Source organism: Kitasatospora sp. CM 4170 (genome assembly GCF_032110285.1).
In the GTDB taxonomy this organism is placed as follows: Bacteria; Actinomycetota; Actinomycetes; order Streptomycetales; family Streptomycetaceae; genus Kitasatospora; species Kitasatospora aburaviensis.
On sequence record NZ_CP134877.1, the window covers coordinates 3,000,720 to 3,022,941 of the forward strand.

General features: G+C 73.5%; 22 protein-coding genes. 13 read left to right on the plus strand and 9 right to left on the minus strand.

Annotated features, from left to right (window positions below):
* Positions 1-2: 2 nt before the first annotated feature.
* The 6 genes from RMN57_RS12210 (at position 3) to RMN57_RS12235 (ending at position 6,652) form a co-directional block, all read left to right on the plus strand.
* On the plus strand, positions 3-1,391 hold the full coding sequence (locus tag RMN57_RS12210; RefSeq protein ID WP_313763419.1) for an MFS transporter: 1,389 nt from the start codon (positions 3-5) through the stop codon (positions 1,389-1,391).
* 127 nt (positions 1,392-1,518) lie between these two features.
* Positions 1,519-3,480: a GAF domain-containing protein gene (locus RMN57_RS12215; protein WP_313763420.1), complete on the plus strand. Its 1,962-nt coding sequence runs from the start codon at positions 1,519-1,521 to the stop codon at positions 3,478-3,480.
* 93 nt (positions 3,481-3,573) lie between these two features.
* Complete coding sequence (gene lipB / locus RMN57_RS12220) at positions 3,574-4,371, plus strand: lipoyl(octanoyl) transferase LipB (protein ID WP_313763421.1); 798 nt, start codon at positions 3,574-3,576, stop codon at positions 4,369-4,371.
* 166 nt (positions 4,372-4,537) lie between these two features.
* Positions 4,538-5,491, plus strand: coding sequence for a lipoyl synthase (gene lipA, locus RMN57_RS12225; protein WP_313763422.1), 954 nt, complete (start codon positions 4,538-4,540; stop codon positions 5,489-5,491).
* 179 nt (positions 5,492-5,670) lie between these two features.
* Positions 5,671-5,856: a hypothetical protein gene (locus RMN57_RS12230; RefSeq protein ID WP_313763423.1), complete on the plus strand. Its 186-nt coding sequence runs from the start codon at positions 5,671-5,673 to the stop codon at positions 5,854-5,856.
* A 97-nt stretch (positions 5,857-5,953) separates the two neighbouring features.
* Entirely contained in the window at positions 5,954-6,652 is a 699-nt protein-coding gene (locus RMN57_RS12235; RefSeq protein ID WP_380237841.1) for a DUF4191 domain-containing protein, read from the plus strand.
* A 179-nt stretch (positions 6,653-6,831) separates the two neighbouring features.
* Here RMN57_RS12235 and RMN57_RS12240 read toward each other — a convergent pair whose 3' ends face one another.
* Positions 6,832-7,299: an RDD family protein gene (locus tag RMN57_RS12240; protein ID WP_313763425.1), complete on the minus strand. Its 468-nt coding sequence runs from the start codon at positions 7,297-7,299 to the stop codon at positions 6,832-6,834.
* 266 nt (positions 7,300-7,565) lie between these two features.
* Between RMN57_RS12240 and glnA the strand changes: the two genes are divergently transcribed.
* Positions 7,566-8,978, plus strand: coding sequence for a type I glutamate--ammonia ligase (glnA, locus tag RMN57_RS12245; protein ID WP_313763426.1), 1,413 nt, complete (start codon positions 7,566-7,568; stop codon positions 8,976-8,978).
* 217 nt (positions 8,979-9,195) lie between these two features.
* On the opposite strand, the gene RMN57_RS12250 is transcribed toward glnA, so the two are convergent.
* Positions 9,196-10,413, minus strand: coding sequence for a cytochrome P450 (locus RMN57_RS12250; RefSeq protein ID WP_313763427.1), 1,218 nt, complete (start codon positions 10,411-10,413; stop codon positions 9,196-9,198).
* A gap of 192 nt (positions 10,414-10,605) precedes the next feature.
* Here RMN57_RS12250 and RMN57_RS12255 point away from each other — a divergent pair, with 192 nt between their 5' ends.
* Entirely contained in the window at positions 10,606-10,962 is a 357-nt protein-coding gene (locus RMN57_RS12255; RefSeq protein WP_313763428.1) for an arsenate reductase family protein, read from the plus strand.
* Positions 10,963-11,091: 129 nt separating this feature from the next.
* On the opposite strand, the gene RMN57_RS12260 is transcribed toward RMN57_RS12255, so the two are convergent.
* Positions 11,092-11,562 (minus strand): pyridoxamine 5'-phosphate oxidase family protein, encoded by a 471-nt coding sequence (locus RMN57_RS12260; protein ID WP_313763429.1) that lies wholly within the window; start codon positions 11,560-11,562, stop codon positions 11,092-11,094.
* Between the two features lie 80 nt (positions 11,563-11,642).
* Between RMN57_RS12260 and RMN57_RS12265 the strand changes: the two genes are divergently transcribed.
* The 3 genes from RMN57_RS12265 (at position 11,643) to RMN57_RS12275 (ending at position 13,486) form a co-directional block, all read left to right on the plus strand.
* The gene (locus RMN57_RS12265; protein WP_313763430.1) at positions 11,643-12,197 is read left to right on the plus strand and encodes a DUF1697 domain-containing protein; all 555 of its coding nucleotides are present in this window, start codon (positions 11,643-11,645) and stop codon (positions 12,195-12,197) included.
* A gap of 66 nt (positions 12,198-12,263) precedes the next feature.
* The gene (locus RMN57_RS12270) at positions 12,264-12,809 is read left to right on the plus strand and encodes a DUF1707 and FHA domain-containing protein (RefSeq protein ID WP_313763431.1); all 546 of its coding nucleotides are present in this window, start codon (positions 12,264-12,266) and stop codon (positions 12,807-12,809) included.
* Positions 12,810-12,877: 68 nt separating this feature from the next.
* Positions 12,878-13,486, plus strand: a complete 609-nt coding sequence (locus RMN57_RS12275; protein ID WP_313763432.1) for a DUF6891 domain-containing protein — start codon at positions 12,878-12,880, stop codon at positions 13,484-13,486.
* Between the two features lie 21 nt (positions 13,487-13,507).
* On the opposite strand, the gene RMN57_RS12280 is transcribed toward RMN57_RS12275, so the two are convergent.
* Entirely contained in the window at positions 13,508-14,161 is a 654-nt protein-coding gene (locus RMN57_RS12280; RefSeq protein WP_313763433.1) for a TetR/AcrR family transcriptional regulator C-terminal domain-containing protein, read from the minus strand.
* Between the two features lie 115 nt (positions 14,162-14,276).
* On the opposite strand from RMN57_RS12280, the gene RMN57_RS12285 reads away from it, so the two are divergent.
* Entirely contained in the window at positions 14,277-15,755 is a 1,479-nt protein-coding gene (locus tag RMN57_RS12285; RefSeq protein ID WP_313763434.1) for an FAD-dependent monooxygenase, read from the plus strand.
* Positions 15,756-15,861: 106 nt separating this feature from the next.
* Here the strand turns inward: RMN57_RS12285 and RMN57_RS12290 are convergent, their stop codons facing one another.
* Both RMN57_RS12290 and RMN57_RS12295 read right to left on the minus strand, forming a co-directional pair.
* Positions 15,862-16,617, minus strand: coding sequence for a hemerythrin domain-containing protein (locus RMN57_RS12290; protein ID WP_313763435.1), 756 nt, complete (start codon positions 16,615-16,617; stop codon positions 15,862-15,864).
* Positions 16,618-16,966: 349 nt separating this feature from the next.
* Entirely contained in the window at positions 16,967-18,049 is a 1,083-nt protein-coding gene (locus RMN57_RS12295; protein ID WP_313763436.1) for an alpha/beta hydrolase-fold protein, read from the minus strand.
* Between the two features lie 394 nt (positions 18,050-18,443).
* Between RMN57_RS12295 and RMN57_RS12300 the strand changes: the two genes are divergently transcribed.
* The gene (locus tag RMN57_RS12300) at positions 18,444-19,202 is read left to right on the plus strand and encodes an SDR family oxidoreductase (RefSeq protein ID WP_313763437.1); all 759 of its coding nucleotides are present in this window, start codon (positions 18,444-18,446) and stop codon (positions 19,200-19,202) included.
* A 34-nt stretch (positions 19,203-19,236) separates the two neighbouring features.
* On the opposite strand, the gene RMN57_RS12305 is transcribed toward RMN57_RS12300, so the two are convergent.
* The 3 genes from RMN57_RS12305 to RMN57_RS12315 form a co-directional block, all read right to left on the minus strand.
* Positions 19,237-19,458 carry a hypothetical protein gene (locus tag RMN57_RS12305; RefSeq protein ID WP_238740547.1) on the minus strand — a complete coding sequence of 74 codons (222 nt, stop codon included), beginning with the start codon at positions 19,456-19,458 and terminating at the stop codon, positions 19,237-19,239.
* 152 nt (positions 19,459-19,610) lie between these two features.
* Positions 19,611-21,353, minus strand: a complete 1,743-nt coding sequence (locus RMN57_RS12310) for a carbohydrate-binding module family 20 domain-containing protein (protein ID WP_380237851.1) — start codon at positions 21,351-21,353, stop codon at positions 19,611-19,613.
* Between the two features lie 261 nt (positions 21,354-21,614).
* The gene (locus RMN57_RS12315; RefSeq protein ID WP_313763438.1) at positions 21,615-21,953 is read right to left on the minus strand and encodes a P-II family nitrogen regulator; all 339 of its coding nucleotides are present in this window, start codon (positions 21,951-21,953) and stop codon (positions 21,615-21,617) included.
* Positions 21,954-22,222 lie beyond the last annotated feature (269 nt).

Here is a 22,222-nt window from a genome sequence, read left to right on the forward strand (position 1 = left end):
CCATGACCGCCTCCGCACCCGCACCCGCCCCGGCGGCGGGCCGCTCACTCCCGAGAGTGGTGGCCGCCAGCCTGATCGGGACCACCATCGAGTGGTACGACTACTTTCTCTACGGAACGGCCGCCGCGCTCGTCTTCAACAAGCTGTTCTTCCCCACCAGCGATCCGCTGACCGGGACGCTGCTCTCCTTCCTCACCTATGCGATCGGTTTCGCCGCCCGGCCGCTGGGCGCGCTGGTCTTCGGGCACTTCGGCGACCGGATCGGGCGGAAGAAACTGCTGGTGGTGAGCCTGCTGCTGATGGGCGGGTCGACCACGCTGATCGGCTGCCTGCCCACCTACGACTCGATCGGGGCGGCCGCGCCGGTCCTGCTGACGGCGCTGCGGCTGGTGCAGGGGTTCGCGCTCGGCGGCGAATGGGGCGGCGCGGTGCTGCTGGTGTCGGAGCACGGGGACCAGCGGCGGCGCGGGTTCTGGGCGTCCTGGCCGCAGGGCGGCGCGCCGGCGGGGAACCTGCTGGCGGCCGGGGTGCTGTCGCTGCTGACCACGGTGCAGTCGGACGCGACCTTCGTCGCCTGGGGCTGGCGGGTGCCGTTCCTGCTCTCGGCGGTGCTGGTCGGGGTCGGGATGTGGATCCGGCTGGCGGTGGACGAGTCGCCGCTGTTCAAGGAGGCCCTGGCGCGGGCCGAGGCGCGCAAGGGCGAGCAGGCGCAGGCCGAGCAGCCGCCGCTGGTCGCGGTGCTCCGGCACCACTGGCGCGAGGTGCTGGTGGCGATGGGCGCCCGGATGGCGGAGAACATCTCGTACTACGTGATGACCACGTTCGTCCTGGCCTACGCGGTGACGCACGTTCACCTGCCCAAGCAGACCGCCCTGAACGCGGTGCTGATCGCCTCGGCGGTCCAGTTCGCGCTGATACCGGCCTTCGGGGCGCTCTCCGACCGGGTCGGGCGCAAGCCGGTGTACCTGGTCGGAGCGGTGGGCGTCGGGATCTGGGCCTTCGTCTTCTTCGGGCTGGTGGACACCGAGTCGTTCGGCGGCCTGGTGCTGGCGGTGACGATCGGGCTGGTCTTCCACAGCGCGATGTACGCACCGCAGGCGGCGTTCTTCTCCGAGCTGTTCGCCACCCGGATGCGGTACTCGGGCGCCTCGATCGGCGCCCAGTTCGCCTCGGTCGCGGCCGGCGCGCCCGCCCCGCTGATCGCCACCGCGCTGCTGAAGGACTACGGCAGCTCGACGCCGATCTCGGTGTACGTGGCGATCGCCGCCCTGGTCACCGTGGGGGCCGTGCTCTGCGCCCGGGAGACCCGCGGCCGGGACCTCGCGGACGTCGGGACCGGGCCGGAGGCCGCCGAGCAGGCGGCCGCGGTCGCGAAGCCCGCCACGGCCTGACGACCCCTCGCCCCGCCCCGGCCCGACGCCCACCCGGGCCGGCGCCCGCCTCCCGCGCGGGCGCCGGCCCGTCGTACCCCTGGCGTACCATCGCGCTTCCCGCTCACTGCGATTGGCGGCCCGCACCATGACCGATCCCCGCACCAGCTCGGCGCCGGCGCTGCGCCGGCTGCTCGACCTGCTCGCCTCCGGCGCCGCCACCGAGGACTTCGCCGACGTGCTGGCCGACGCCCGACGCCAGGGGGCCCCGGCCGCGGTGCTGAGCGAGATCGACGACGCCACCTGGCAGGCCCTGCGGGTGCACCGGACGCTGCGTCAGCACCGGCGCCGCGAGGCGGAGCTGACCGCCCTCTTCGACACCGCCGGGGACCTCGCCGCCTCCCGGGAGCTCGACACCGTGCTGCAGGCCATCGTCCGCCGGGCCCGGATGCTGCTCGGCACCGACACCGCCTACCTGACCCTCCCGGACGAGGCGGCCGGCGACACCTACATGCGGGTGACGGACGGTTCGGTCTCCGTGCTCTTCCAGAACCTGCGGCTCAGCCTCGGCGACGGCCTCGGCGGTCTGGTCGCGCAGACCGCCCGCCCGTACGCGACCCCGGACTACCGGACCGACGAGCGGTTCCACCACACCGGCACCATCGACGCGGGCGTCCTGGACGAGGGCCTGGTGGCGATCATCGGCGTCCCGCTGCTGCTCGGCGGGCAGGTGATCGGGGTGCTCTTCGCCGCCGACCGCTCCCCCCGGGCCTTCTCCCCCGACGAGGTCGCGCTGCTCTGCACGCTGGCCGCGCACGCCGCGATCGCCCTGGACACCGCCAAGTCGCTGGCCGACACCCGGGCCGCACTGGCCGAGCTGAACTCCGCCAACGAGCTGATCCGGGCCCACTCGGCGGCCGTCCAGCGCGCCGAACAGGGGCACGACCGGCTCACCGACCTGGTGCTGCGCGGGGCCGAGGTGCCGGACGTGGCCGCCGCGGTGGCCGCCCTGCTCGGCGGCGAGATAGCCGTGCTGGACACCGGGGGCGAGCCGCTGGCCGGCCGGGCGGCGGCCGCCGAGGGGCTGGCCGAGGCGGTCGCCGCGTCCCGGACCGAGGGCCGCTCGGTCCGGCACGGCGAGGCCTGGGTCTGCGCGGTGCTGGCCGGCCAGGAGCCGCTCGGCACCCTGGTGCTGCGCGGCCGCCCGGACCTCGGCGACGCCGACCGGCGGCTGTTCGAGCGGGCGAGCGTGGTGACCGCGCTGCTCCTGCTGCTGCGCCGTTCGGTGGCCGAGGCCGAGAACAGGGTCCGCGGCGAGCTGCTCGCCGACCTGCTCACCGCGCCCGACCGCGACCCGGCCGGGCTGACCGCGCGCGGCCGCCGGCTCGGCGTCGACCTCGGCCGCCCGCACGTGGTGCTGGTCGCCGAACCGGCCGGCGCCCCCGGCACCGCCGCCACCGACCGCTGCCGGCTGGCCGGCGCGGCCGAGCGGTACCTGTTCGGCTCGCGCGGGATCGGCGCCGAGCACGGCGAGACCGTCGTCCTGCTCGTCCCGGCCGAGGACGCCCCGCCCGGCGGCCGCGGGCCCGACGGACCGGACGGGCCGGACGGCACGGACTCCGCCCGGCTGGCGGCCGAGCGGGCCGCCGAGCGGCTGGCCCGGCTGGCCGGGTTCCCGGTCACCGTGGGCGCCGGCCGCCCGGCCGCCGGCCCGGTGGCGCTGGCCGCCGCCCACGCCGAGGGCCTGCGCTGCGTCCGGGCGCTGCGGGTGCTCGGCAGGTCCGGCGAGGGCGCCTCGGCCCGGGCGCTCGGGTTCCTCGGCGTGCTGCTCGGCGACGGCCACGACGTGGACGGCTTCGTCGGCGCGACGCTCGGCCCGCTGCTGGACTACGACGCCCGGCGCGGCACCGAGCTGGTCCGCACCCTGCGCGCCTACTTCGACTGCGGCGGCAGCCTGACCCGGGCCAAGGACGAGCTGCACGTCCACGTGAACACCGTGGTGCAGCGGCTGGACCGGGTCGAGGTGCTGCTCGGCCAGGACTGGAACCACCCCGAGCGCTCGCTGGAACTCCAGCTCGCGCTCCGGCTGCAGCTGCTCTCGGGCGCCTGAACGGCGCCACCGGCCGAGGCGTACAGTGGCGAGGTTGGTCTCGAACGCCTGGCAAGGAGCAGCAGTGACCACGGAGCGCAACGAGGTGGGCGCATGAGCAAGGACATACGGTTCGTGCGCATGGGCATGGGCGAGAGCGCGGTCCCGTACCAGGAGGCCTGGGAGGAGCAGCAAAGGCTGCACGCGCTCCGGGTCGCCGACGAGATCCCCGACACGGTGCTGCTGCTGGAGCACCCGCCCGTCTACACCATGGGCCGGCGCACCAACCCGGCCGACCTCCCGCTGGACGGCACGCCGGTGGTCGAGGTCAACCGGGGCGGCGAGATCACCTGGCACGGCCCCGGCCAGCTGGTCGGCTACCCGATCGTGAAGCTGCCCGAGCCGATGGACGTCGTGGCGTACGTGCGGCGGCTGGAGGAGGCGCTGATCCGGGCCTGCGGCGAGTTCGGCGTGGAGACCACCCGGGTCGAGGGCCGCAGCGGCGTCTGGGTGCTGGGCGAGACCATCCCGGACGCGGTGGTGGACCCGTCGCAGGTCGTCGACATCGGCAAGCTGACCCTGCGGATGGGCCTGCCGCTGGGCATCGACCCGCGGCTGGCCGGCCCCGAGTACGCGCCCTCCAACGCCGGGCAGCGCGGCGACGACCGCAAGCTCGCCGCGATCGGCGTGCGGGTCTCGCGCGGGGTGACGATGCACGGCTTCGCGCTCAACTGCGACCCCGACATGACCTGGTTCGACCGGATCGTGCCCTGCGGCATCCGGGACGCCGGCGTGGCCTCGCTCTCCGGCGAACTGGGCCGGGACTTCCCGGTCGGGGACGCGCTGACCGCGGTCGAGAAGCACCTGGCGGGCGTCTTCGCCGAGCTGCCGGAGCCGGCGCCCGGCCGCTGAGCCGCCGCCGAGCCCCGGGCCTCCGGGCCCGGTCCCCGGCCGGGTCCGGGGAATCTACCCGCCGGTAGCTCTGTTGCCCTGCGATTGCGGGCCGCAGGCCCGGCGAAGGCCGTACAAGCACAGGCGTACCCTGGGGGTACCCCGTCTAGTTCTCTAGGAGTCGCACGTGTCCGCTGTCGCGCCCGACGGCAGGAAGCTTCTCCGCCTGGAGGTCCGCAACAGCGAGACCCCCATCGAGCGGAAGCCCGAGTGGATCAAGACCCGCGCGAAGATGGGCCCGGAGTACAACGCCCTCCAGTCGCTGGTGAAGAAGGAGGGGCTGCACACGGTCTGCCAGGAGGCCGGCTGCCCGAACATCTTCGAGTGCTGGGAGGACCGCGAGGCGACCTTCCTCATCGGCGGTGACCAGTGCACCCGCCGCTGCGACTTCTGCCAGATCGACACCGGCAAGCCCGCCGAGTTCGACCGGGACGAGCCGCGCCGCGTCGCCGAGTCCATCGTGACCATGGACCTCAACTACGCCACCATCACCGGCGTCGCCCGCGACGACCTGGAGGACGGCGGCGCCTGGCTGTACGCCGAGACGGTGCGCCAGGTCCACGAGATGACGGCCGGGCGCGCCGCCGGCCGCACCGGCGTCGAGCTGCTCATCCCCGACTTCAACGCGGTGCCGGAGCAGCTGGCCGAGGTCTTCTCGTCCCGCCCCGAGGTGCTGGCGCACAACGTCGAGACCGTGCCGCGGATCTTCAAGCGGATCCGGCCCGCGTTCCGCTACGAGCGCTCGCTGGACGTCATCACCCAGGCCCGCGCGGCCGGGCTGGTCACCAAGTCCAACCTGATCCTGGGCATGGGCGAGACCCGCGAGGAGGTCAGCCAGGCGCTGGCCGACCTGGTCGGGGCCGGCTGCGAGCTGATCACCATCACCCAGTACCTGCGCCCGTCGCTGCGCCACCACCCCGTGGAGCGCTGGGTGAAGCCGCAGGAGTTCGTCGAGCTGCAGCAGGAGGCCGAGGAGCTCGGCTTCGCCGGGGTCATGTCCGGCCCGCTGGTGCGCTCCTCGTACCGTGCCGGGCGGCTGTACCGGCAGGCGCTGGACCACCGGGCGCAGACCGCGGTCTGACGGCCGCAGGGCCGGCCGGTCCGTTCGCAGCGGCCGGATTGAGCCATCCGAAGGGGCGGAGCCACGGCTCCGCCCCTTCCGGTTCATCGGGCTTTGACTGGCAGGTCACGGCCTGGTAACACGGGGTGGTGACGATGGGGGCGTTCGAAGCATTTCCACCACGAGGGGAGCTGTTCGACATGCAGGTCGGCATCCGGTCGGTGGGCACCGCGCTGCGGCTGGCCGAGAGCGTTCTGCTGGCGGGCGGCCAGCGCCAGGCGCGGCGCAACGCCTGGGCCGCGGTCTGCGAGAACCGACGGTACGCGGCGGCCCGGGAGCGCGACGCGCTGCCCGCCGGGCCGGCCGCGGAGGCCGCGCGGCGCTGAGAGGCTGTACCGCTGCGCGACCGCGCGGGTTCACCAGGGTCACGTTCGGGGCGAACGGGTACCCGGGCTTGGATATCCCGTACCCACGGCACGTACCATGAGCGTTATGGCGAGGGAAACATCCGAGAACCCCGGGCGACTGAAGCAGATCCGCCTGGCGTACACCATGACCAAGAAGGTCGACACCAAGATCGGCCTGATCATCGCCGGCGTCGGCCTGCTGACCTTCGGCGTGTTCCTCGCCATCGGCTTCGCGATCGACCACCCCGTCTACCTGGGCATCCTGGGCTTCATCGTGGCCTTCCTGGCCATGGCGATCGTCTTCGGGCGCCGGGCCGAGCGCGCCGCGTTCGGGCAGATGGAGGGCCAGCCGGGGGCCGTCGCGGCGGTGCTGAACAACATCCGCCGCGGCTGGAGCGCCAGCTCCACCCCGGTGGCGGTGACCCGCAACCAGGACGCGGTCTACCGCGCCGTGGGCCGGGCCGGCATCGCGCTGATCGGTGAGGGCAACCCGAACCGGGTGCGCCAGCTGCTGGCCTCCGAGAAGAAGAAGATGTCCCGGGTCGTCGGCGACGTCCCGGTCTACGACATCGTCGTGGGCGACGGCGAGGACGAGGTCCCGCTGAAGAAGCTGCAGATCCACCTGATGCGGCTGCCGCGCGCCATCACCCCGGCCCAGGTCACCGAGACCAACGACCGGCTGCGCGCGCTGGGCGACCTGCTCTCCAAGGCGCCGATCCCCAAGGGCCCGATGCCCAAGGGTGCCCGGATGCCCAAGGGCGGCCAGGCCCGCTGACCCCCCTCCCCATCGAGACGAGACGGCCCCGCCGCGGATCCTCCGCGGCGGGGCCGTTCGGTGTTTCGGGGGCCGGGCGGCCGGGCCGGGTGGGGCCACTCAGGGCCACTCAGGGCCACGCTCGCCCGGGTGGGGCGCCCGCTCGGGTACCGCCGCGCCAACGGGAGCCAGAGCGCTCCCTAGATGCGGACCTCGACGGTGCCGACCGCCTTGTCGTGCAGGCCGCGGGTGTCCCGGTCCCAGACCAGGGCCGGCACCAGCAGGAAGAGCAGCACGGTGCGCAGCATCACCTGCGGGATGGTGGCGCGGCTGCCGTCCAGGCGCACCACCCGCAGGCCGAACAGCCGCTTGCCGACCGTGGTCCCCGTCGTGGCGAGCAGCACCACGGTGACGGCGAAGAGGAGCGGGGTGGTCCACAGGTTGGCCGTGCCCGCGGAGCCCTTGGTGATCAGCCCGTAGGCGACCAGGGCGACCAGCCAGCCGTCGACGAACAGCGCGCCCAGCCGGCGGCCCGGTCCGGCGACCGAACCGGTGCCCTCCTTGGGCAGCCCGAGGCGCTCACCGCGGTAGCCGAAGTCGGCGCCCATCTTCTCGGCGGCCGCCTTCGGGCCGTCGATCCACGATCCCAACGCTTCTCTGGTGTCCACGAATCCACACTAACCGGGCGTACACCGGGAACCGCCACCGACTCCCCCGGAGGGTGAATCGGGCCGCCCCGGGCTTTCCACCGAGGCTGCCAAGTGGTCCAGACCACTTCGGAAGCGCCGCCTGGGCGGGCGAAGCGATTTGCCCCGGAGCGTACGGCTTTGCCACCCGTCCAACGACGGCGGTTAACATTCAGGAAACGACCGGGTCACCGGTTGGAAACGGGCCATTCCTAGGGTGAGCCCCATTCGCACGCCGAGGAGGATGGATGTTCAACAACGCCGCCGAAGTGAAGCAGTTCATCCAGGACAACGATGTGAAGTTCATCGACGTCCGGTTCTGCGATCTCCCGGGCGTCATGCAGCACTTCTCCGTGCCCGCCGCGACCTTCGACCCGGCCGACACGCTGATGTTCGACGGCTCGTCGATCCGCGGCTTCCAGGCCATCCACGAGTCCGACATGGCGCTCGTCGCCGACCTGGCCACGGCCCGGCTCGACCCGTTCCGCAAGGACAAGCACCTCAACATCAACTTCTTCATCCAGGACCCGGTCACCGGCGAGGCCTACAGCCGCGACCCGCGTAACGTCGCCAAGAAGGCCGAGGCCTACCTCGCCTCCTCCGGCATCGCCGACACCGCGTTCTTCGGCCCCGAGGCCGAGTTCTACGTGTTCGACTCGGTCCGCTTCGAGACCAGCGCCAACGCGTCCTTCTACCACATCGACTCCGAGGCCGGCGCGTGGAACACCGGCGCCGCCGAGGGCGACGTGCGCGGCTACAAGGTCAAGTACAAGGGCGGGTACTTCCCGATCCCGCCGGTCGACCACTTCGCCGACCTGCGCTCCGAGATGTCCCTGGAGCTGGCCGCGGCCGGCCTGGAGGTCGAGCGCCAGCACCACGAGGTCGGCACGGCCGGCCAGGCGGAGATCAACTACAAGTTCAACACCCTGCTGCACGCCGCCGACGACCTGATGCTGTTCAAGTACATCATCAAGAACGTCGCGTGGCGCAACGGCAAGACCGCCACCTTCATGCCGAAGCCGATCTTCGGCGACAACGGCTCGGGCATGCACGTCCACCAGTCGCTCTGGAGCGCGGGATCCCCGCTCTTCTACGACGAGCAGGGCTACGCCGGGCTCTCCGACACGGCCCGCTACTACATCGGCGGTCTGCTCCGGCACGCCCCGTCGCTGCTGGCCTTCACCAACCCGTCGGTGAACTCCTACCACCGGCTGGTGCCCGGCTTCGAGGCGCCGGTCAACCTGGTGTACTCGCAGCGCAACCGCTCGGCCGCGATCCGCATCCCGATCACCGGCTCGAACGCCAAGGCCAAGCGCATCGAGTTCCGCGCGCCGGACCCGTCGTCCAACCCGTACCTGGCCTTCTCGGCGATGCTGATGGCCGGCCTCGACGGCATCAAGAACAAGATCGAGCCGCTGGAGCCCGTCGACAAGGACCTCTACGAGCTCGCTCCGGAGGAGCACGCCAACGTCCCGCAGGTGCCGTCCTCGCTGCCGGCCGTGCTGGAGGCGCTGGAGGCCGACCACGAGTACCTGCTCGCGGGCAACGTCTTCACTCCGGACCTGATCGAGACCTGGATCGACTTCAAGCGCACCAACGAGATCGCCCCGATCGCCCTGCGCCCGCACCCGCACGAGTTCGAGCTCTACTACGACCTGTAGGCCGTACCGCCCATCGGCCCAGCGCCGGTTCCGCGCACCGCGGCCCCCGTCCCGAATTCGCTTGCCGGGGCGGGGGCTTCGGCGTGCCGAATCGGCGCCCTGGCGAGCAGGACGAAGACCACCCCGACCGTGTGCATCTCGGTGGACGTCGAGGCGGACGGGCCGCTCCCCGGGCCGTACTCGATGGTCGGCCTCGGCGCGGCGGTGGCCGGCCGGGTCAGCGGACGGTGATCGGCAGGGTGTCGTAGCCGCGCAGGACCAGGCGGTCCCGACGGGTGGGCACGCCGCCGGGAGCGAGCCGGGGGAAGCGGTCGAGCAGCGCCGGGAAGGCGACCTCGGCCTCCGTCCGGGCCAGCCGGGAGCCGAGGCAGAAGTGCGCGCCGCCGCCGAAGCTGAGCGGCTGGACGTCGGTGCGGGCGGGATCGAACAGCTCCGGCCGGTGGTAGCGGGCCGGGTCGTGGTTGGCCGCGCCCAGCAGGACCAGCACCATGGTGCCCGCCGGGGCCGGGACGCCGGCCACGTCCAGCCCGTCGGCGGCGGCGATCCGGGTGGTGAGCTGGACCGGCGAGTCGAAGCGCAGCACCTCGTCGGTGAACGCCGCGGGGTCCGCGGCACCGGTGCGCAGCCCGGCCGCCACCTCCGGGTGCCGGAAGAGCAGCGCGAGGCCGTTGCCCAGCAGGTTGGTGGTGGTCTCGAAGCCGGCCACCAGCAGCAGCACCAGGTTGGCCAGCAGTTCCGCGCCGGAGATCCGCTCGGGCGCGTCGGCGGCGATCCGGGCGAGGTCGCCGACCAGGTCGTCCTGGGGCCGGGCCAGGCGCTCGGCGACGAGGGCGGTGAAGTAGCCGGTCAGCTCGTCGGCGGCCAGGTCGGCGGCGCCGAGTTCGTCGAGGTCCTGGACCAGTTCCAGGGCGACGGCGAGGTCCCCCGCGAGAGTGCGGAAGCGGTAGCGGTCCTGCGGGGGCACGCCGAGCAGCTCGCAGATCACCTCGACCGGCAGCCGGAAGGCGAAGGCGTCCATGAAGTCGACCGGCGAGCCGTCCGCGCCCTGCTCGGCCAGGCCGTCCAGCAGTCGGCCGACCGCCGCCTCCACCGCCGGCCGGAGCGCGGCCACCCGGCGGGCGTTGAACGCGGAGGCGACCAGCGAGCGGACGCGGGCGTGGTCGGGCGCGTTGCGCTGCAGCATCGAGCGGCCGAACAGGGTGACCGAGGTGTGCCGGGCGAGCTGGGGGTCGGCCCGCAGCCGGGCCTCGATGTCCTCCATGACGAAGGCCGGACTGCGCAGCACCTGGTTGGCGGCGGTGTGGCCGATCGCCAGGACGACGCCGGGCCCGGCCGGGGCGGCGGCGCCGAGCTCGTGCGCCCGGGCGTACAGCGGGTACGGGTCGGCCCGGCCCTCGGTGGTCATCAGCTGTCCGATGATCGCTTCGCCGTCCATCCGGCTCTCCCCTCCCGAGACCCCGCGTCCTGCACCGTGAACCGCCGCCGTCCCGTCCGGAGTTCCCGTCGGACGCCCCGGACGGCGTTCACGGGTGGCCGGTTCGCCCGTCGGCGAGGCCCGTCGGGCCGGTCTGTCGGGCACGCACGGCGGAAGGGGGCGGCCGGGAAGGGCGGTCGGTAGGCTGGCGGCATGGAGATCTGGATCAACCCGCGCTGCGGGAAGTGCCGGTCGGCGCTGGGGGCGCTGGAGTCCGTCGGCGCCGAGTACACCGTGCGGCGTTACCTGGAGGACCCGCCGACCGCCGCCGAGCTGGAGCAGGTCCTGGAGCGGCTGGCACTGGAGCCGTGGGACATCACCAGGCTCGACGAGCAGGCCGCGAAGGACCTGGGCATGAAGCAGTGGACCCGCGAGCCGGGCGACCGGGCGCGCTGGATCGCGGCGATGGCCGAGCACCCGATCCTGATCCAGCGCCCGATCATCACCGCCGACGACGGCCACGCCGTGGTGGCCCGCACCCCGGACGCACTCAAGTCCGTTCTGCCGTAGGGCGCGTCCGACCGTCGGACGCGTGGGCCCGGCCGGGCTCGGACCCGTGGGCCCGGCCCCCCGGTCCGGACCCGCAGCCCCGGCCTCGCGGCCCCGGCCGGACGAGCGGCCGGGGCCCGCGGGCCGCGGTCACTCCCGCCGGACGCGCTGCACCGGCTGCCCCGGCCGCCAGGACGTGATCCAGACGTGCTCGTCCTCCACCGTCGTGTGCACCACCTGCTCCAGCTCCAGCCGGAAGGCGTGGAACGGACCCGGCGGCGGCTCCGGCAGCTCGGCCACCCAGGCGGCGATCTCGACCTCGTCGGTGATCTCCACGGCCCGGCCGGAGATCTTGGAGTCGCCGCCCGCCAGGGTCTCGTCGCCCGGGTGGGCGTGCAGCGCGAAGCGGGCGTCCCGCCGGAGGTCGAGCGCCTTCATCGCGCCGTACATGGACCCGAAGGTGAGGTCGGCGCCGGTGAAGTCCACCTCGATGCCGCTCACCCGGGGCGAACCGTCCTTGCGCAGCGTCGCCAGGACGTGGTGCTTGTTGGCCTCGAAGCGCGCCCGTACGGCGGGGGCCAGATCCGGGGCCTCGTACTCGAAGTCCTGCCAGGTCGCCATGGCGCCAGTCTGGCACCCGGCACCGACGGCCGCGGTCCGGCGCGCGGCGCCGTGTCGGAGGCTGGTGCCAGACTGGCCCGGTGACCACCACGACCACGTACATCGCCTTCCTCCGGGCCGTCAACGTCGCCGGCCGGACGGTGAAGATGGAGCGGCTGCGGGCCCTCTTCGGCGAGCTCGGGCTCGACGGCGTCCGCTCGTACATCCAGAGCGGCAACGTCTTCTTCACCACCGACGAGCCGGACCGCGCCGCGCTCACCCGGCGGATCGAGGAGCACCTGGAGGAGGCGCTCGGCTTCCCGGTGCCGGTGCTGCTGCGCACCGTCGAGGAGGTCGGGGCGGTGCTCGCCGCCGAGCCCTTCGCGGGCATCGAGGCCACCCCGGACGTCCGACTGGTCGTCAACTTCCTCACCGAGCCGCTCCCGGCGGACTTCCCCGTCCCGTACACCTCGCCCAAGGGGGACTACGAGGTCATCGGCGCCGACGCCGGCACCGCGTACGTGGTGGTCCATCTCCGGGACGGCCGCTGGACGGCCCCCGCCAACCTCTTCGGCAAGTCCTACCGCGGCTCGGCCACGGCCCGCTTCCTGCACACCACCGTCAAGATCCTGGCCGCGGCCCGGAAACCGTCCTGATACGGGTCGTCGACAGCCGCGGGGGGATTCTGGACAGCCGGGGCCGGGTGCGCCGACAATCGGGCCATGAGCTCTCCTGAAATCCGGACACACGTGGTCCGGCCGTCCGAGGCCGAGCGGGACCACGCGCTCGACGTGCTGCGGGAAGGCGCGGGCAGCGGCCGGCTCTCGCACGACACCTTCCTCGGACGGATGGAGCTGGTGCTGCACGCCAACAGCCGGTCCGAGCTGGACTCGGCGCTGGCGGACCTGCCGGCCGGGAACCCGATCGGGCGGTTCGTACTGCGGACGGTCGGTCAGGTCTCGGCGTTCGGCGTGCGGTTGCGCGGCGCGTGGCGGCTCGAACGGCTGCCGGGGCTGAGCCTGCCGCAGGGCGGCGAGCGGCAGCTGACGATCGGCCGGGTCCCCGGATCGGGGCTGCGGCTGCACGACATATCCGTCTCGCGCCACCACGCCGAGCTGCGGCGGGAGGGCGACGACTGGGTGCTGTACGACCTCGGCTCGACCAACGGGACGCATGTGAACGGCCTGCGGATCGCGGGCGGGGTACGGGTCCGGCCCGGCGACCAGGTGCGGTTCGGCAACCTGGAGTTCCGGCTCGCCTCGGGCTGAGGCCGGCGGCCGCGCGCAGCGCGGGGCCCGGCGGCGGGACTGTCGGTGGCCGGTGCGAGGATGCGGCCATGGACCAGGAGACCGTGACCACCGCGCCCGAACCCGCCTCCGACGTGCGGAGCGAGGCCGAGGAGCGCGCCCGCGAGCTCATCCGCTGCGGCTTCCAGGAATCGGACGAGATAGCCGAGTCGCTGGTCGACGAGTTCGAGGAGGAGGGGCTCACGGCGGAGGACGCCGCGGCCGTGGTCGGCCCGCTCTGGCGGGAGCGGCTGGCCGAGCAGGCGTCCTGGCCGGAGACCACCGACGTGGACCGGCTGGCGGCGGCGTTCGACGCGCTGGAGGAGGGCGGCGTCGTGGCCGCCATGGACTTCACCTGCTGTGCGAGCTGCGGCTACGCGGAGATCGGCGGCGAGGCCGAGGAGGGCTCGCGCGGCTTCGTCTTCTTCCACCAGCAGGACACCGAGAGCGCGGCCGCCGGCGCCGGGCTGATGCTCCGGTACGGCGGGTTCCGGGGCGCGGGCGAGCCGAAGGAGTCGGCGGAACGGCGGACGGTGGAGATCGGCCGCGAGGTGGTCGCGGCGCTGGAGGCGGTCGGCCTGCCGGTGGAGTGGAACGGTTCGCCGGACAAGGCGATCCACGTCACCCCGCTGACCTGGCTCAACCGCCTGCCCGGCTAGACCGGGCCCAGGGACAACCCCCTAGGGGGACAGGCGGGTCGGCGGCAGGAGCACCGCCTCGACACCGGCCACCAGGATGGCGAGGCCGCGCTCGAAGCGCTGCTCGAAGCCGCCGAAGAGGTCCTGTCCGGCCGCGGCGGCCAGCTCGTACGCCGGGTCGATGGCGGCGGCCCGCTCCCCCGCGTCGTAGCCCGGGGCCCGCTCCCCCGGCATCGGCTGGACGGCCTGCTCCTCGATCACGAAGCCGATGGTGTACGCGTAGCCGGTGGTGAACGCCTGGACGGCGTCGCCGAGTTCGAACCCGGCCCGGGTGAACGCGCCGAGCACCGCGTGCTGCCCCTCGGCATGGCCGTGGTCCGTGAGCCGGGTGCCGCTGAAGACCTTGGCGCCGTCGCGGTAGCCGAGCAGGGCCCTGCGCAGGACGCGGCAGGTGCCGGCGAGCGCCTCCTGCCAGCTGTCCGGCGCGAGGGCGGGCCGGGTGGTCATCCGGCGGAGCATCTCGGTGGCCATCTCGTCCAGCAGCGCCTGCTTGTTGGCGAAGTGCCAGTACAGCGCGGGCGCCTTGACGTCCAGCTCGGTGGCGATCCGGCGCAGGGTGAGGCCCTCCAGGCCGGTCTCGTCGAGCAGCCGCAGGGCGGTGTCGACGACCTGGGCGCGGTCCAGCTTCGACGGCATGTCCGACTCCTCTCCGATCCGTCAGGTCCTCGGGCGACCTCTCCCTTGACAACTTAACACCGTTAAGCCCATGCTCGGGACATCGGCCAACTTAACGTCGTTAAGGAGAGTCCTCATGCGGCACACCCAGCCCTCGGAGCGGATCCCGGAGCGCGCCGACGTCCTGATCGTCGGAGCCGGGCCGACCGGCCTCACCCTGGCCGTCGACCTCGCCCGCCGCGGCGTGGACGCCCTGCTGGTCGAGGGCGCCGGGGAGCTCTTCCCCGGCTCGCGCGGCAAGGGCCTGCAGCCCCGCACCCTGGAGGTGTTCGAGGACCTCGGCGTCCTGCCCGCCGTCCTGGCGGCCGGCGGCGGCTACCCCCGGATGCTCAACTGGCAGGACGGCGAGCGGAAGGGCGAGTGGGACCTCATCCGGTCGAACGAGCCCCACCCGACCGTCCCCCACCCGAACATCTGGATGCTCCCGCAGTGGCGCACCCAGCAGCTCCTCGCCGACCGGCTGGCGGAGCTCGGCGGCCGGATCCGCTTCGGCACCGCCCTCACCGGGCTGGAGCAGCACCCCGACCGGGTCGACGCCCGGCTGACCGGGCCGGACGGCACCGGGCGGACCGTCTCCGCCCGGTACCTGGTGGCCGCCGACGGCGGGCGCAGCACCGTCCGCCGCGCGGCGGGCGTGCCGATGGCCGGCGAGCGGGTCGACCCCAAGCCCGCGCTGGTCGCCGACGTCGAGGTCGCGGGCCTCGACCGGGGCAACTGGCACGTCTGGCAGCACGCGCCCGGCGGGGCCCTGCTGCTCTGCCCGCTGCCGGGCACCACCGCGTTCCAGCTCTTCGCCCAGTTCGGCGAGGAGGTGGAGCCGGACACCTCGCCGGAGGCGGTCCGCGGGGTGATCGCGGCCCGCACCCACCTGCCCGCCGAGGCGATCGGCGAGGTGCACTGGGCCTCGGCGTTCCGGCCGCGGGCGGCGCTGGCCGAGCGGTTCCGGGAGGGCCGCGTCTTCCTGGCCGGCGACGCCGCGCACGTCCATTCCCCCGCGGGCGGACAGGGCCTCAACACCAGCGTCCAGGACGCCTACAACCTCGGCTGGAAGCTCGGCCAGGTGCTGCGGCACGGCGCCGCGGAGGAACTGCTGGACAGCTACGAGGCGGAGCGGCTGCCGGTCGCCGCGGACGTGCTGGAGATCTCCACCCGGCTGCACCGCGCGGGCGGGGTGCGGGACGGCAGGCTGCGGCGCGGCCCGTGGACCGAGCAGCTCGGGCTCGGCTACGAGGACGGCCCGCTGACCGTCGAGGCCCGCACGGACCTGCCGGAGGACGCGCTGCGCGCGGGCGAGCGCGCACCCGACGCACCGCTGGACGGCGCCGGCACCCGGCTCTTCGAGCTGTTCCGCGGGCCGCACGTCACGGTGCTGGCGGTCGGCCGTGAGCTGCCCGCCGTGCCGGCCGGGGTGCGGGCGCACCGGGTGGACGGCGGGGTGGCGGCCGAAGCGTACGGCCGGGGGCTGTTCGTCGTCCGGCCCGACGGCTACCTGGGGCTGGCCACCGACGATCCGGCCGACCTGCCCGGCTACCTGGCCCGGCTGGGGATCCGCTAGCGGCCCGGCGCCCGGCCCGGCCGGCGCCCGTCGCCCCCCGGGCCGCGGCATAGTCGAGCGGCATATGCCACGCGCGTAGATCGACGGCCCGCAAAAGGGCCGGCGGTCAGTCGGCGAGGTGCTCCCGGACGTCGGCGGGGCCCCAGAGCGGGGCGGTGCAGCGCTGGTAGGTGGCCTGCCAGTGCGGCCAGTTGCGGGCCACGTCGTCGTCGCACTCCGCGATCAGCTGCTCGACCACCGCCGGCTCGACGCCGTCCAGCAGCCAGGCGAGCGCGTCGGCCGTCCCGGGCCCGTCGGCGGCGCGCAACAGGTCCAGCAGCTCGGGCAGGCTGCCGAGCCGGGAGGAGCCGGCGAAGACCAGCTCCATCCGGGGCAGCAGCTGGCGCTCCTCGATCCGCAGGTGGGTCTCCAGCCGGGCGGCCAGGTCCTCCATCGCGTAGGCGACCGGCCAGGCGCTGCCGGCGTCCCGGCTGGCGATCCGGACCAGTGTGGTGACCCGGGTGAACGAGTGGTCGAGGTTGTGGTGGTCCGCCTCCAGCCAGTTGAGCAGCAGTCGAAGCTCCGGGGCGAAGCGGCGGACGAGCGGCCAGAGCCGGGTGTCCTGCTGCTCGTGGTGGCAGGTCAGCATCGCGGTGACGAAGGTCCAGTGCCGCAGCAGCGCCGCGCCCTTCTCGTCCTCGCCCGGCTGGATCAGCCGCAGTGAGTTGGGCAGCCGCGCCAGGTCGCGGCGGAGCGCGGCGTGCACCAGGCGCAGCCCGGCGAACCGGAGGGCGTGCGGCTCCCCGTCGGCGGCCCGGTCGCACGAGGGCTCGCCCTGGGTGGGAACGGACGGGGACGCTACGGGCAGCAGGTGGCTCGGCATGGCACTCTCTTCACGACTTGGCACGGCTGGCGGCATCGCCACGGACGACTGCGCGGCGGCGGATTGCAGTCCCACCACAGTGGCCACAGTCGATCAGGCATGAATCAATGTCCGATTGACGTGCAGGTCAGCGCGTTGCGGAGCCCCGCGCCCGCCCTTCCGGCGGTGCATCCCGCTGCACTCCGCCGGACGCCCCCGCACCCCCGGCACCGCCCCCCCTCCCGACGCCCGGGCGCCGCCCCGGGAACGCCGACGCCCCGAGAACGCCGACGCCCCGGTGGCCGGCCCATGCAGGGCCCGGCCACCGGGGCGTCGCACGCGGTGCCGGTGGCACCGCACAGCAGGGGGGTCAGTCGCTCTGCGGACCCGCCAGGTTCTTGGACAGCCACTGCAACGTGTCCGGGATCATCTTCTTGAAGTCGCTGGTGAGGTGCTTGCCACCGGGCTGCTCGTAGTACTCCAGCGCGAGCGGCGGCGCGGCCTTGGCGACCCAGGCCTTGACCAGCTTGGTCTCGTACGGGTTGGCACCGCCGGCGGTGACCAGCATCTTCACGTCGGCCTTGCCCTGGCTGACCATCACGTCCGGGCTGTTGGCCTGGCGCTCGGCCTCGTGGCCCTTCCAGAGCCCCGAGTCCGGGTTGAAGTAGCCGTCGATCGGCACGGCGGCCTTGAACTTGTCCGGGTGCTGGAGCGCGAGCTTCGCGCTGCAGAACCCGCCGGTGGAGGCGCCCATCACGCCCCACCCGTCGCGGCCCTTGATCGTGCGGAAGTTGGCCCGGACGAAGTCCGGGATGTCCTCGGCCATCCAGGTGCCCATCTTGGGCTGACCCGGGATGTCGGAGCAGTCGAGGGCGTTCTTCTCGTCGGCGGTGAAGTTCTGCACCGGCATGACCATGATGAACGGGTGCGCCTTGCCCGCCTTGACCAGCGCGACGTTCTCCTCCTGGATCGGCAGCTGGTTGTCGGTCCAGGTGTTGTAGCCGTTGCTCTGGCCGCCCGCGTAGAGGGTGAGGACGGGGAAGCCGGTCTTGGCGTACTTCGGGTCGTTGTACTCGGGCGGCAGCCAGACCCAGACCTTGCCGGACACGCCGGACTTGAGCCCGTTCAGCGTGGTCGTCATGATCGCTCCGGCGGCGGTGTCCCGGGCCTTGGTCATCGGCGCGTCCGGACCGGTCGGCATCAGCACCTTGCTCGCCGGGTTCGCCGTCGGGGTCGGGGTCGGGGTGGCGGTCGGTGCCGCGGCGGAGCTGCTGCCGCCCGCCGCCGGGGCGCCGGAGGCCGCAGCGCCGGTCGCGCTCGCCGCGCCGCCGCCCTTGGCGGAGTCCCCCTTCCCACTGCCGTCCGTGCTGCCGCAGGCCGCCAGCGAGGCGGCCAGGGTGAAGGCGGCGGCGCCGGTCAGCACGGCGCGGATTCGGGTGGACTGCGGCTGCACGGTGAGGACTCTCCGACCGGTGTCACGCCCGCTCCCCTCGGGAGCCGGACGGCGGCCCCCGGGTGGGGCCGGACATGACCGGGGCGCGACGTCGTCCGCGGCCCCGGGGACCGGCGCGCCGTCCCTCGTGGGGGCGCGCCGCCCTGCGATCTTATGACGTGAGTCGCGTCAAGCCGGTTGCGCTACCGCCAGCGGCATTCCAATGTTTGTTCCCGATCCGGTAAAGGGTGTGGCGCGGCCCGCCGTCCGACGGGGCCCGGACCCCGCCGGACGGCGGGGAGCACAGCCGGACCGCTGCCGGGGCCGCCACGGTTTGGGCCCTCGCACCAGTGACGCGCCGCCCCGGATCGGGCACGATCGGCTCGCCCGTCGCACCACGTCCGAGGAGACCGCCATGCCCCAGCAGATCGCCGTCGTCACCGGAGCCGGCAGCGGGGTGGGCCGCGCCGTGGCCGTGGAGCTGGCCGCCGCCGGCTGGCGGCTGGTGCTCGCCGGGCGGCGCGAGGAGCCGCTGACCGAGACCGCCGGCCACTGCCGGGCGGCCGCTCCGGACGCGGAGGCCGCCGCGGTGCCGACCGACGTCACCGACCCGGCGGCGGTGGACGCGCTCTTCGCCGCGGCCGCGGGGCGGTTCGGCCGGGTCGACCTGTTGTTCAACAACGCCGGGACCTTCGGCGCGCCGACCCCGGTGGACGAGCTGGACGTCGCCGAGTGGCGCGCGGTGGTCGACCTCAACCTGACCGGGGCGTTCCTCTGCGCCCGGGCCGCGTTCCGGCAGATGAAGGCCCAGGACCCGCAGGGCGGTCGGATCATCAACAACGGCTCGATCTCGGCGCACGTGCCGCGCCCGCAGTCGATCGCCTACACCGCGACCAAGCACGCCGTCACCGGGCTCACCAAGTCGCTGTCGCTGGACGGCCGCCCGTACCGGATCGCCTGCGGGCAGATCGACATCGGCAACGCCGCGACCGACATGACGGCGGCGATGAGCGTCGGCGTGCGGCAGGCGGACGGGCGGGTCGCGGTGGAGCCCACCATGGACGTCGCCGACGTCGCCCGCACCGTCCGGCACATGGCCGGGCTGCCGCTGGAGGCCAACGTGCAGTTCGCCACCGTGATGGCCACCGCCATGCCGTACATCGGCCGGGGCTGAGGCGCCGTGCCAGCGGGCGCCGAGGGAGGACGACCTAGTCGTCGTGCGAGTGGCGGTAGCGCCGCCGGCCGCCCTCCACGTCGAGCAGGTAGACGCTGGTGGTCGGCCAGTACTCGCCCGCCTCTGTGACGGGCAGCTCGGCCCGCAGCACCATCCGCAGGGAGGGCGGCGGCGCGGCGGCGTTCACACGCTTGCGGTGGCCGTCCCAGCGGCCGCCGCAGAGTTCGATGTCGAGGACGACGGGGGTGGTGCTCATGCCGCGATGCTGGCAGCGTTCACCCGACCCGGGGGTTTGAACCCCGCGAAGCCACTCGCCCGAGCGAACCTCCCGCGCAACACGCTGACGGCCGCCCCCGTCGTGTGCGGGGGCGGCCGTCGGCCGGGCCCGGTCCGCGGGCCCGGGGCGGGTCAGCTGCGCCAGGTGTCGTTCAGCGCCACCGAGCCGGAGGCCGGCACCGTCGCGGCCCGGTTGGCACCGGACTCCCAGGTCACCGCGCCCGAGGCGTCCTTGCGGATGTACTTGTACTCGAAGGCGGTGCCGGCGGCCATCGAGACGTTGAGCTTCCAGACCGGGTACGAGGCCGAGGAGAGCAGCAGGGCCTTGTTGGTGTCCCAGCCGCCGAGCGCGGCGTTGTTGCCCACCACGTAGATGTTCTGCCCGAACGCGGTGGTCGCGTTGACCGCGAAGGAGGCGCCGCCGGTCACCGGGGTGCCGGAGCCGCCGGGCGCGCCGACGTAGAGGGCCACCGCGTCGCCCGCGCCGACGGTGGCGGTGAACCGCCCGTCCGAACCGACCGTGTAGGACGCGCCGGTGCAACCGCCCGCGGCCGGGTCGCCGTGCTGGACGTCGCAGTACGAGCCGGCCGGCAGCGAGGTCTGGAAGGTCTGGGTGACCGGTCCGGACTCGCGGTTGATCGCCACGAAGCCCTTGCCGCCGCGGCCGAAGGCGATCGCGTTGTTGCCGTTGGACCACCAGTTGGTGATGCCGGTGCCCGCCACCGCGTTGCGGAAGCCGACCATGTTGGCCACCTGCCGCCAGGCGTGGGTGCAGTTCCAGCCGTCGCTGTAACAGGCGTTGACGGTGCCGCCGTTCGGCGGGCCGTCGTCGTGGCCGGTGAAGGCGTAGCCGGAGTAGACGTTGGGCGCGCCGTACGGGTGGGCCAGCATGAAGACGTTGGCCAGCGTGTAGGCGGAGCCGTCCCGGTAGGTCAGGGTCGAGCCGTTGCGCTCGGTGTCCCAGTTGTCGACGAAGGTGCGGGCCTTGTCGGTGGGCAGCAGCCCGGAGCCCCAGGAGGCGAGGTCGGCGATCCGGCCGCCCTGGAAGGCGCTCTTCAGCCAGGTGCCGGAGCGGAACTCGTCCACGTCGCCGGTACCGGTGTACTCGGAGGGCTGGACCGGCTCGCCGGCGCCGTAGATGACCTCCTGCACCCAGTAGGCGTTCGGGTTGGCCGTCTTCGCCTTGATGCCGGCGAGGTCGGCGGCGGCGATGTGCTTGGCCGCGTCGATCCGGTAACCGTCGACGCCGAGCGAGGCCAGGTCGTCCAGGTACTTCGCGATGGTCTGCTGGACGTAGGCGCTGCCGGTGTCCAGGTCGGAGAGGTTGACCAGCTCGCAGTTCTGCACGTTGGCGCGGTCGCCGTAGTTGCTGATCGCGGTGCGGCAGGAGTGGAAGTCCCAGTCCTGGTAGTACCCGGGGTAGTTGTACTTGCTGTAGACGGTGCCGCCGGTCCCGGTGCCGGAGCCGGCCGACATGTGGTTGACCACCGAGTCGGCGATCACCTTGACGCCGGCCGCGTGGCAGGTGTCGATCATGTTCTTGAAGGACGTCCGGTCGCCGAGGCGCCCGGCTATCTTGTAGCTCACCGGCTGGTATGAGGTCCACCACTGGCTGCCCTGGATGTGCTCCTGGGGCGGCGAGACCTCGACGAAGCCGTAGCCCTTGGGGCCGAGGGTGTCGGTGCAGGCCTTGGCGACGGAGTCGAAACGCCACTCGAAGAGGGTCGCCGTGACGTCCTTTCCGTTGGCCGGCGGGGCGGCCTGGGCGGTGGGGGCGGCGCCGAGGGCCGCGGTGAGCGAGAGCGCGAGCGCCGCGGAGGCGGTCAGCGCACCGGCCACTCTGGCAGGCCGGCGGGTGGGGGCGGTGGTGACCACGTTGTCTCCTGGGGGCTGGGGTGGGGGCAGCCTGGGGTACCGCGCGTGAAAGCTTGCTGAAACTTGCGGGAAACTTGCAGCGCTGAACCTAGGGTCGGCACCCGGGCCCGTCAAGGCCTTGGAAGCAACGTTTCTGCAGCTCCGGTAGCTCGTATGCGGACTCTTTCTCCGGCCGGAGCGGTGGACCCGGAGCGTGGGCACGGGCGGCGACCGGCGGCGACCCGCCCCTCGCGTTACGCGATGTCCGACCCGCCCTTCGGACTACACGGCGTCCGGGCCGTGCTCGCCGGTGCGGACGCGGACGATGGTCTCCACCGGCACCGACCAGACCTTGCCGTCGCCGATCTTCCCGGTGCGGGCGGCGCGGACGATCGCCTCGATCACCCGCTCGGCGTCCTCGTCCTCCACCACCACCTCGATCCGGGCCTTGGGCACCAGGTCGATCCGGTACTCGGCACCCCGGTAGACCTCGGTGTGCCCGTGCTGCCGGCCGTACCCGCTGGCCTCGGTGACGGTCAGTCCGTGCACGCCGACGGCCTGCAGCGCGTTCTTGACCTCGTCCAGCTTGAACGGCTTGACGATCGCGGTGATGAGCTTCATGGGGAGGCCCTGTCGGACGGGTGCAGGTGCACGGTGGCGGTGGCGTGGGCGGTGGCGCGGGCGGTGGCGTGGGCGGGTCGTGCCGTGTCCGAGGACGCCGTGATCGTACGCCGCCCCGGCGGGCCGGACGAGGACGACGCAGCGCGGCACCGAACGGAATCCGTCCGGAGCCGGCCCGGGCCGGCCGGACCCGGGCCGGACCCGGGCCGAGGGGCCGAGGGCGGGAGCGCACGACACAGGGCCCGGCAGCCGTGCTGCCGGGCCCTGCT

Bases quoted from the DNA above. Each gene is read 5' to 3' on its own strand.
- RMN57_RS12300 (WP_313763437.1), top strand. From the start codon at position 18,444: ATGCCCCAGCAGATCGCCGTCGTCACCGGAGCCGGCAGCGGGGTGGGC.
- RMN57_RS12215 (WP_313763420.1), top strand. From the start codon at position 1,519: ATGACCGATCCCCGCACCAGCTCGGCGCCGGCGCTGCGCCGGCTGCTC.
- RMN57_RS12260 (WP_313763429.1), bottom strand. From the start codon at position 11,562: ATGGCGACCTGGCAGGACTTCGAGTACGAGGCCCCGGATCTGGCCCCC.
- RMN57_RS12275 (WP_313763432.1), top strand. From the start codon at position 12,878: ATGGACCAGGAGACCGTGACCACCGCGCCCGAACCCGCCTCCGACGTG.
- glnA (WP_313763426.1), top strand. From the start codon at position 7,566: ATGTTCAACAACGCCGCCGAAGTGAAGCAGTTCATCCAGGACAACGAT.
- RMN57_RS12230 (WP_313763423.1), top strand. From the start codon at position 5,671: ATGCAGGTCGGCATCCGGTCGGTGGGCACCGCGCTGCGGCTGGCCGAG.
- RMN57_RS12305 (WP_238740547.1), bottom strand. From the start codon at position 19,458: ATGAGCACCACCCCCGTCGTCCTCGACATCGAACTCTGCGGCGGCCGC.
- RMN57_RS12280 (WP_313763433.1), bottom strand. From the start codon at position 14,161: ATGCCGTCGAAGCTGGACCGCGCCCAGGTCGTCGACACCGCCCTGCGG.
- lipB (WP_313763421.1), top strand. From the start codon at position 3,574: ATGAGCAAGGACATACGGTTCGTGCGCATGGGCATGGGCGAGAGCGCG.
- RMN57_RS12290 (WP_313763435.1), bottom strand. From the start codon at position 16,617: ATGCCGAGCCACCTGCTGCCCGTAGCGTCCCCGTCCGTTCCCACCCAG.
- RMN57_RS12250 (WP_313763427.1), bottom strand. From the start codon at position 10,413: ATGGACGGCGAAGCGATCATCGGACAGCTGATGACCACCGAGGGCCGG.
- RMN57_RS12235 (WP_380237841.1), top strand. From the start codon at position 5,954: ATGAGCGTTATGGCGAGGGAAACATCCGAGAACCCCGGGCGACTGAAG.
- RMN57_RS12285 (WP_313763434.1), top strand. From the start codon at position 14,277: ATGCGGCACACCCAGCCCTCGGAGCGGATCCCGGAGCGCGCCGACGTC.
- RMN57_RS12315 (WP_313763438.1), bottom strand. From the start codon at position 21,953: ATGAAGCTCATCACCGCGATCGTCAAGCCGTTCAAGCTGGACGAGGTC.
- RMN57_RS12210 (WP_313763419.1), top strand. From the start codon at position 3: ATGACCGCCTCCGCACCCGCACCCGCCCCGGCGGCGGGCCGCTCACTC.
- RMN57_RS12255 (WP_313763428.1), top strand. From the start codon at position 10,606: ATGGAGATCTGGATCAACCCGCGCTGCGGGAAGTGCCGGTCGGCGCTG.
- RMN57_RS12270 (WP_313763431.1), top strand. From the start codon at position 12,264: ATGAGCTCTCCTGAAATCCGGACACACGTGGTCCGGCCGTCCGAGGCC.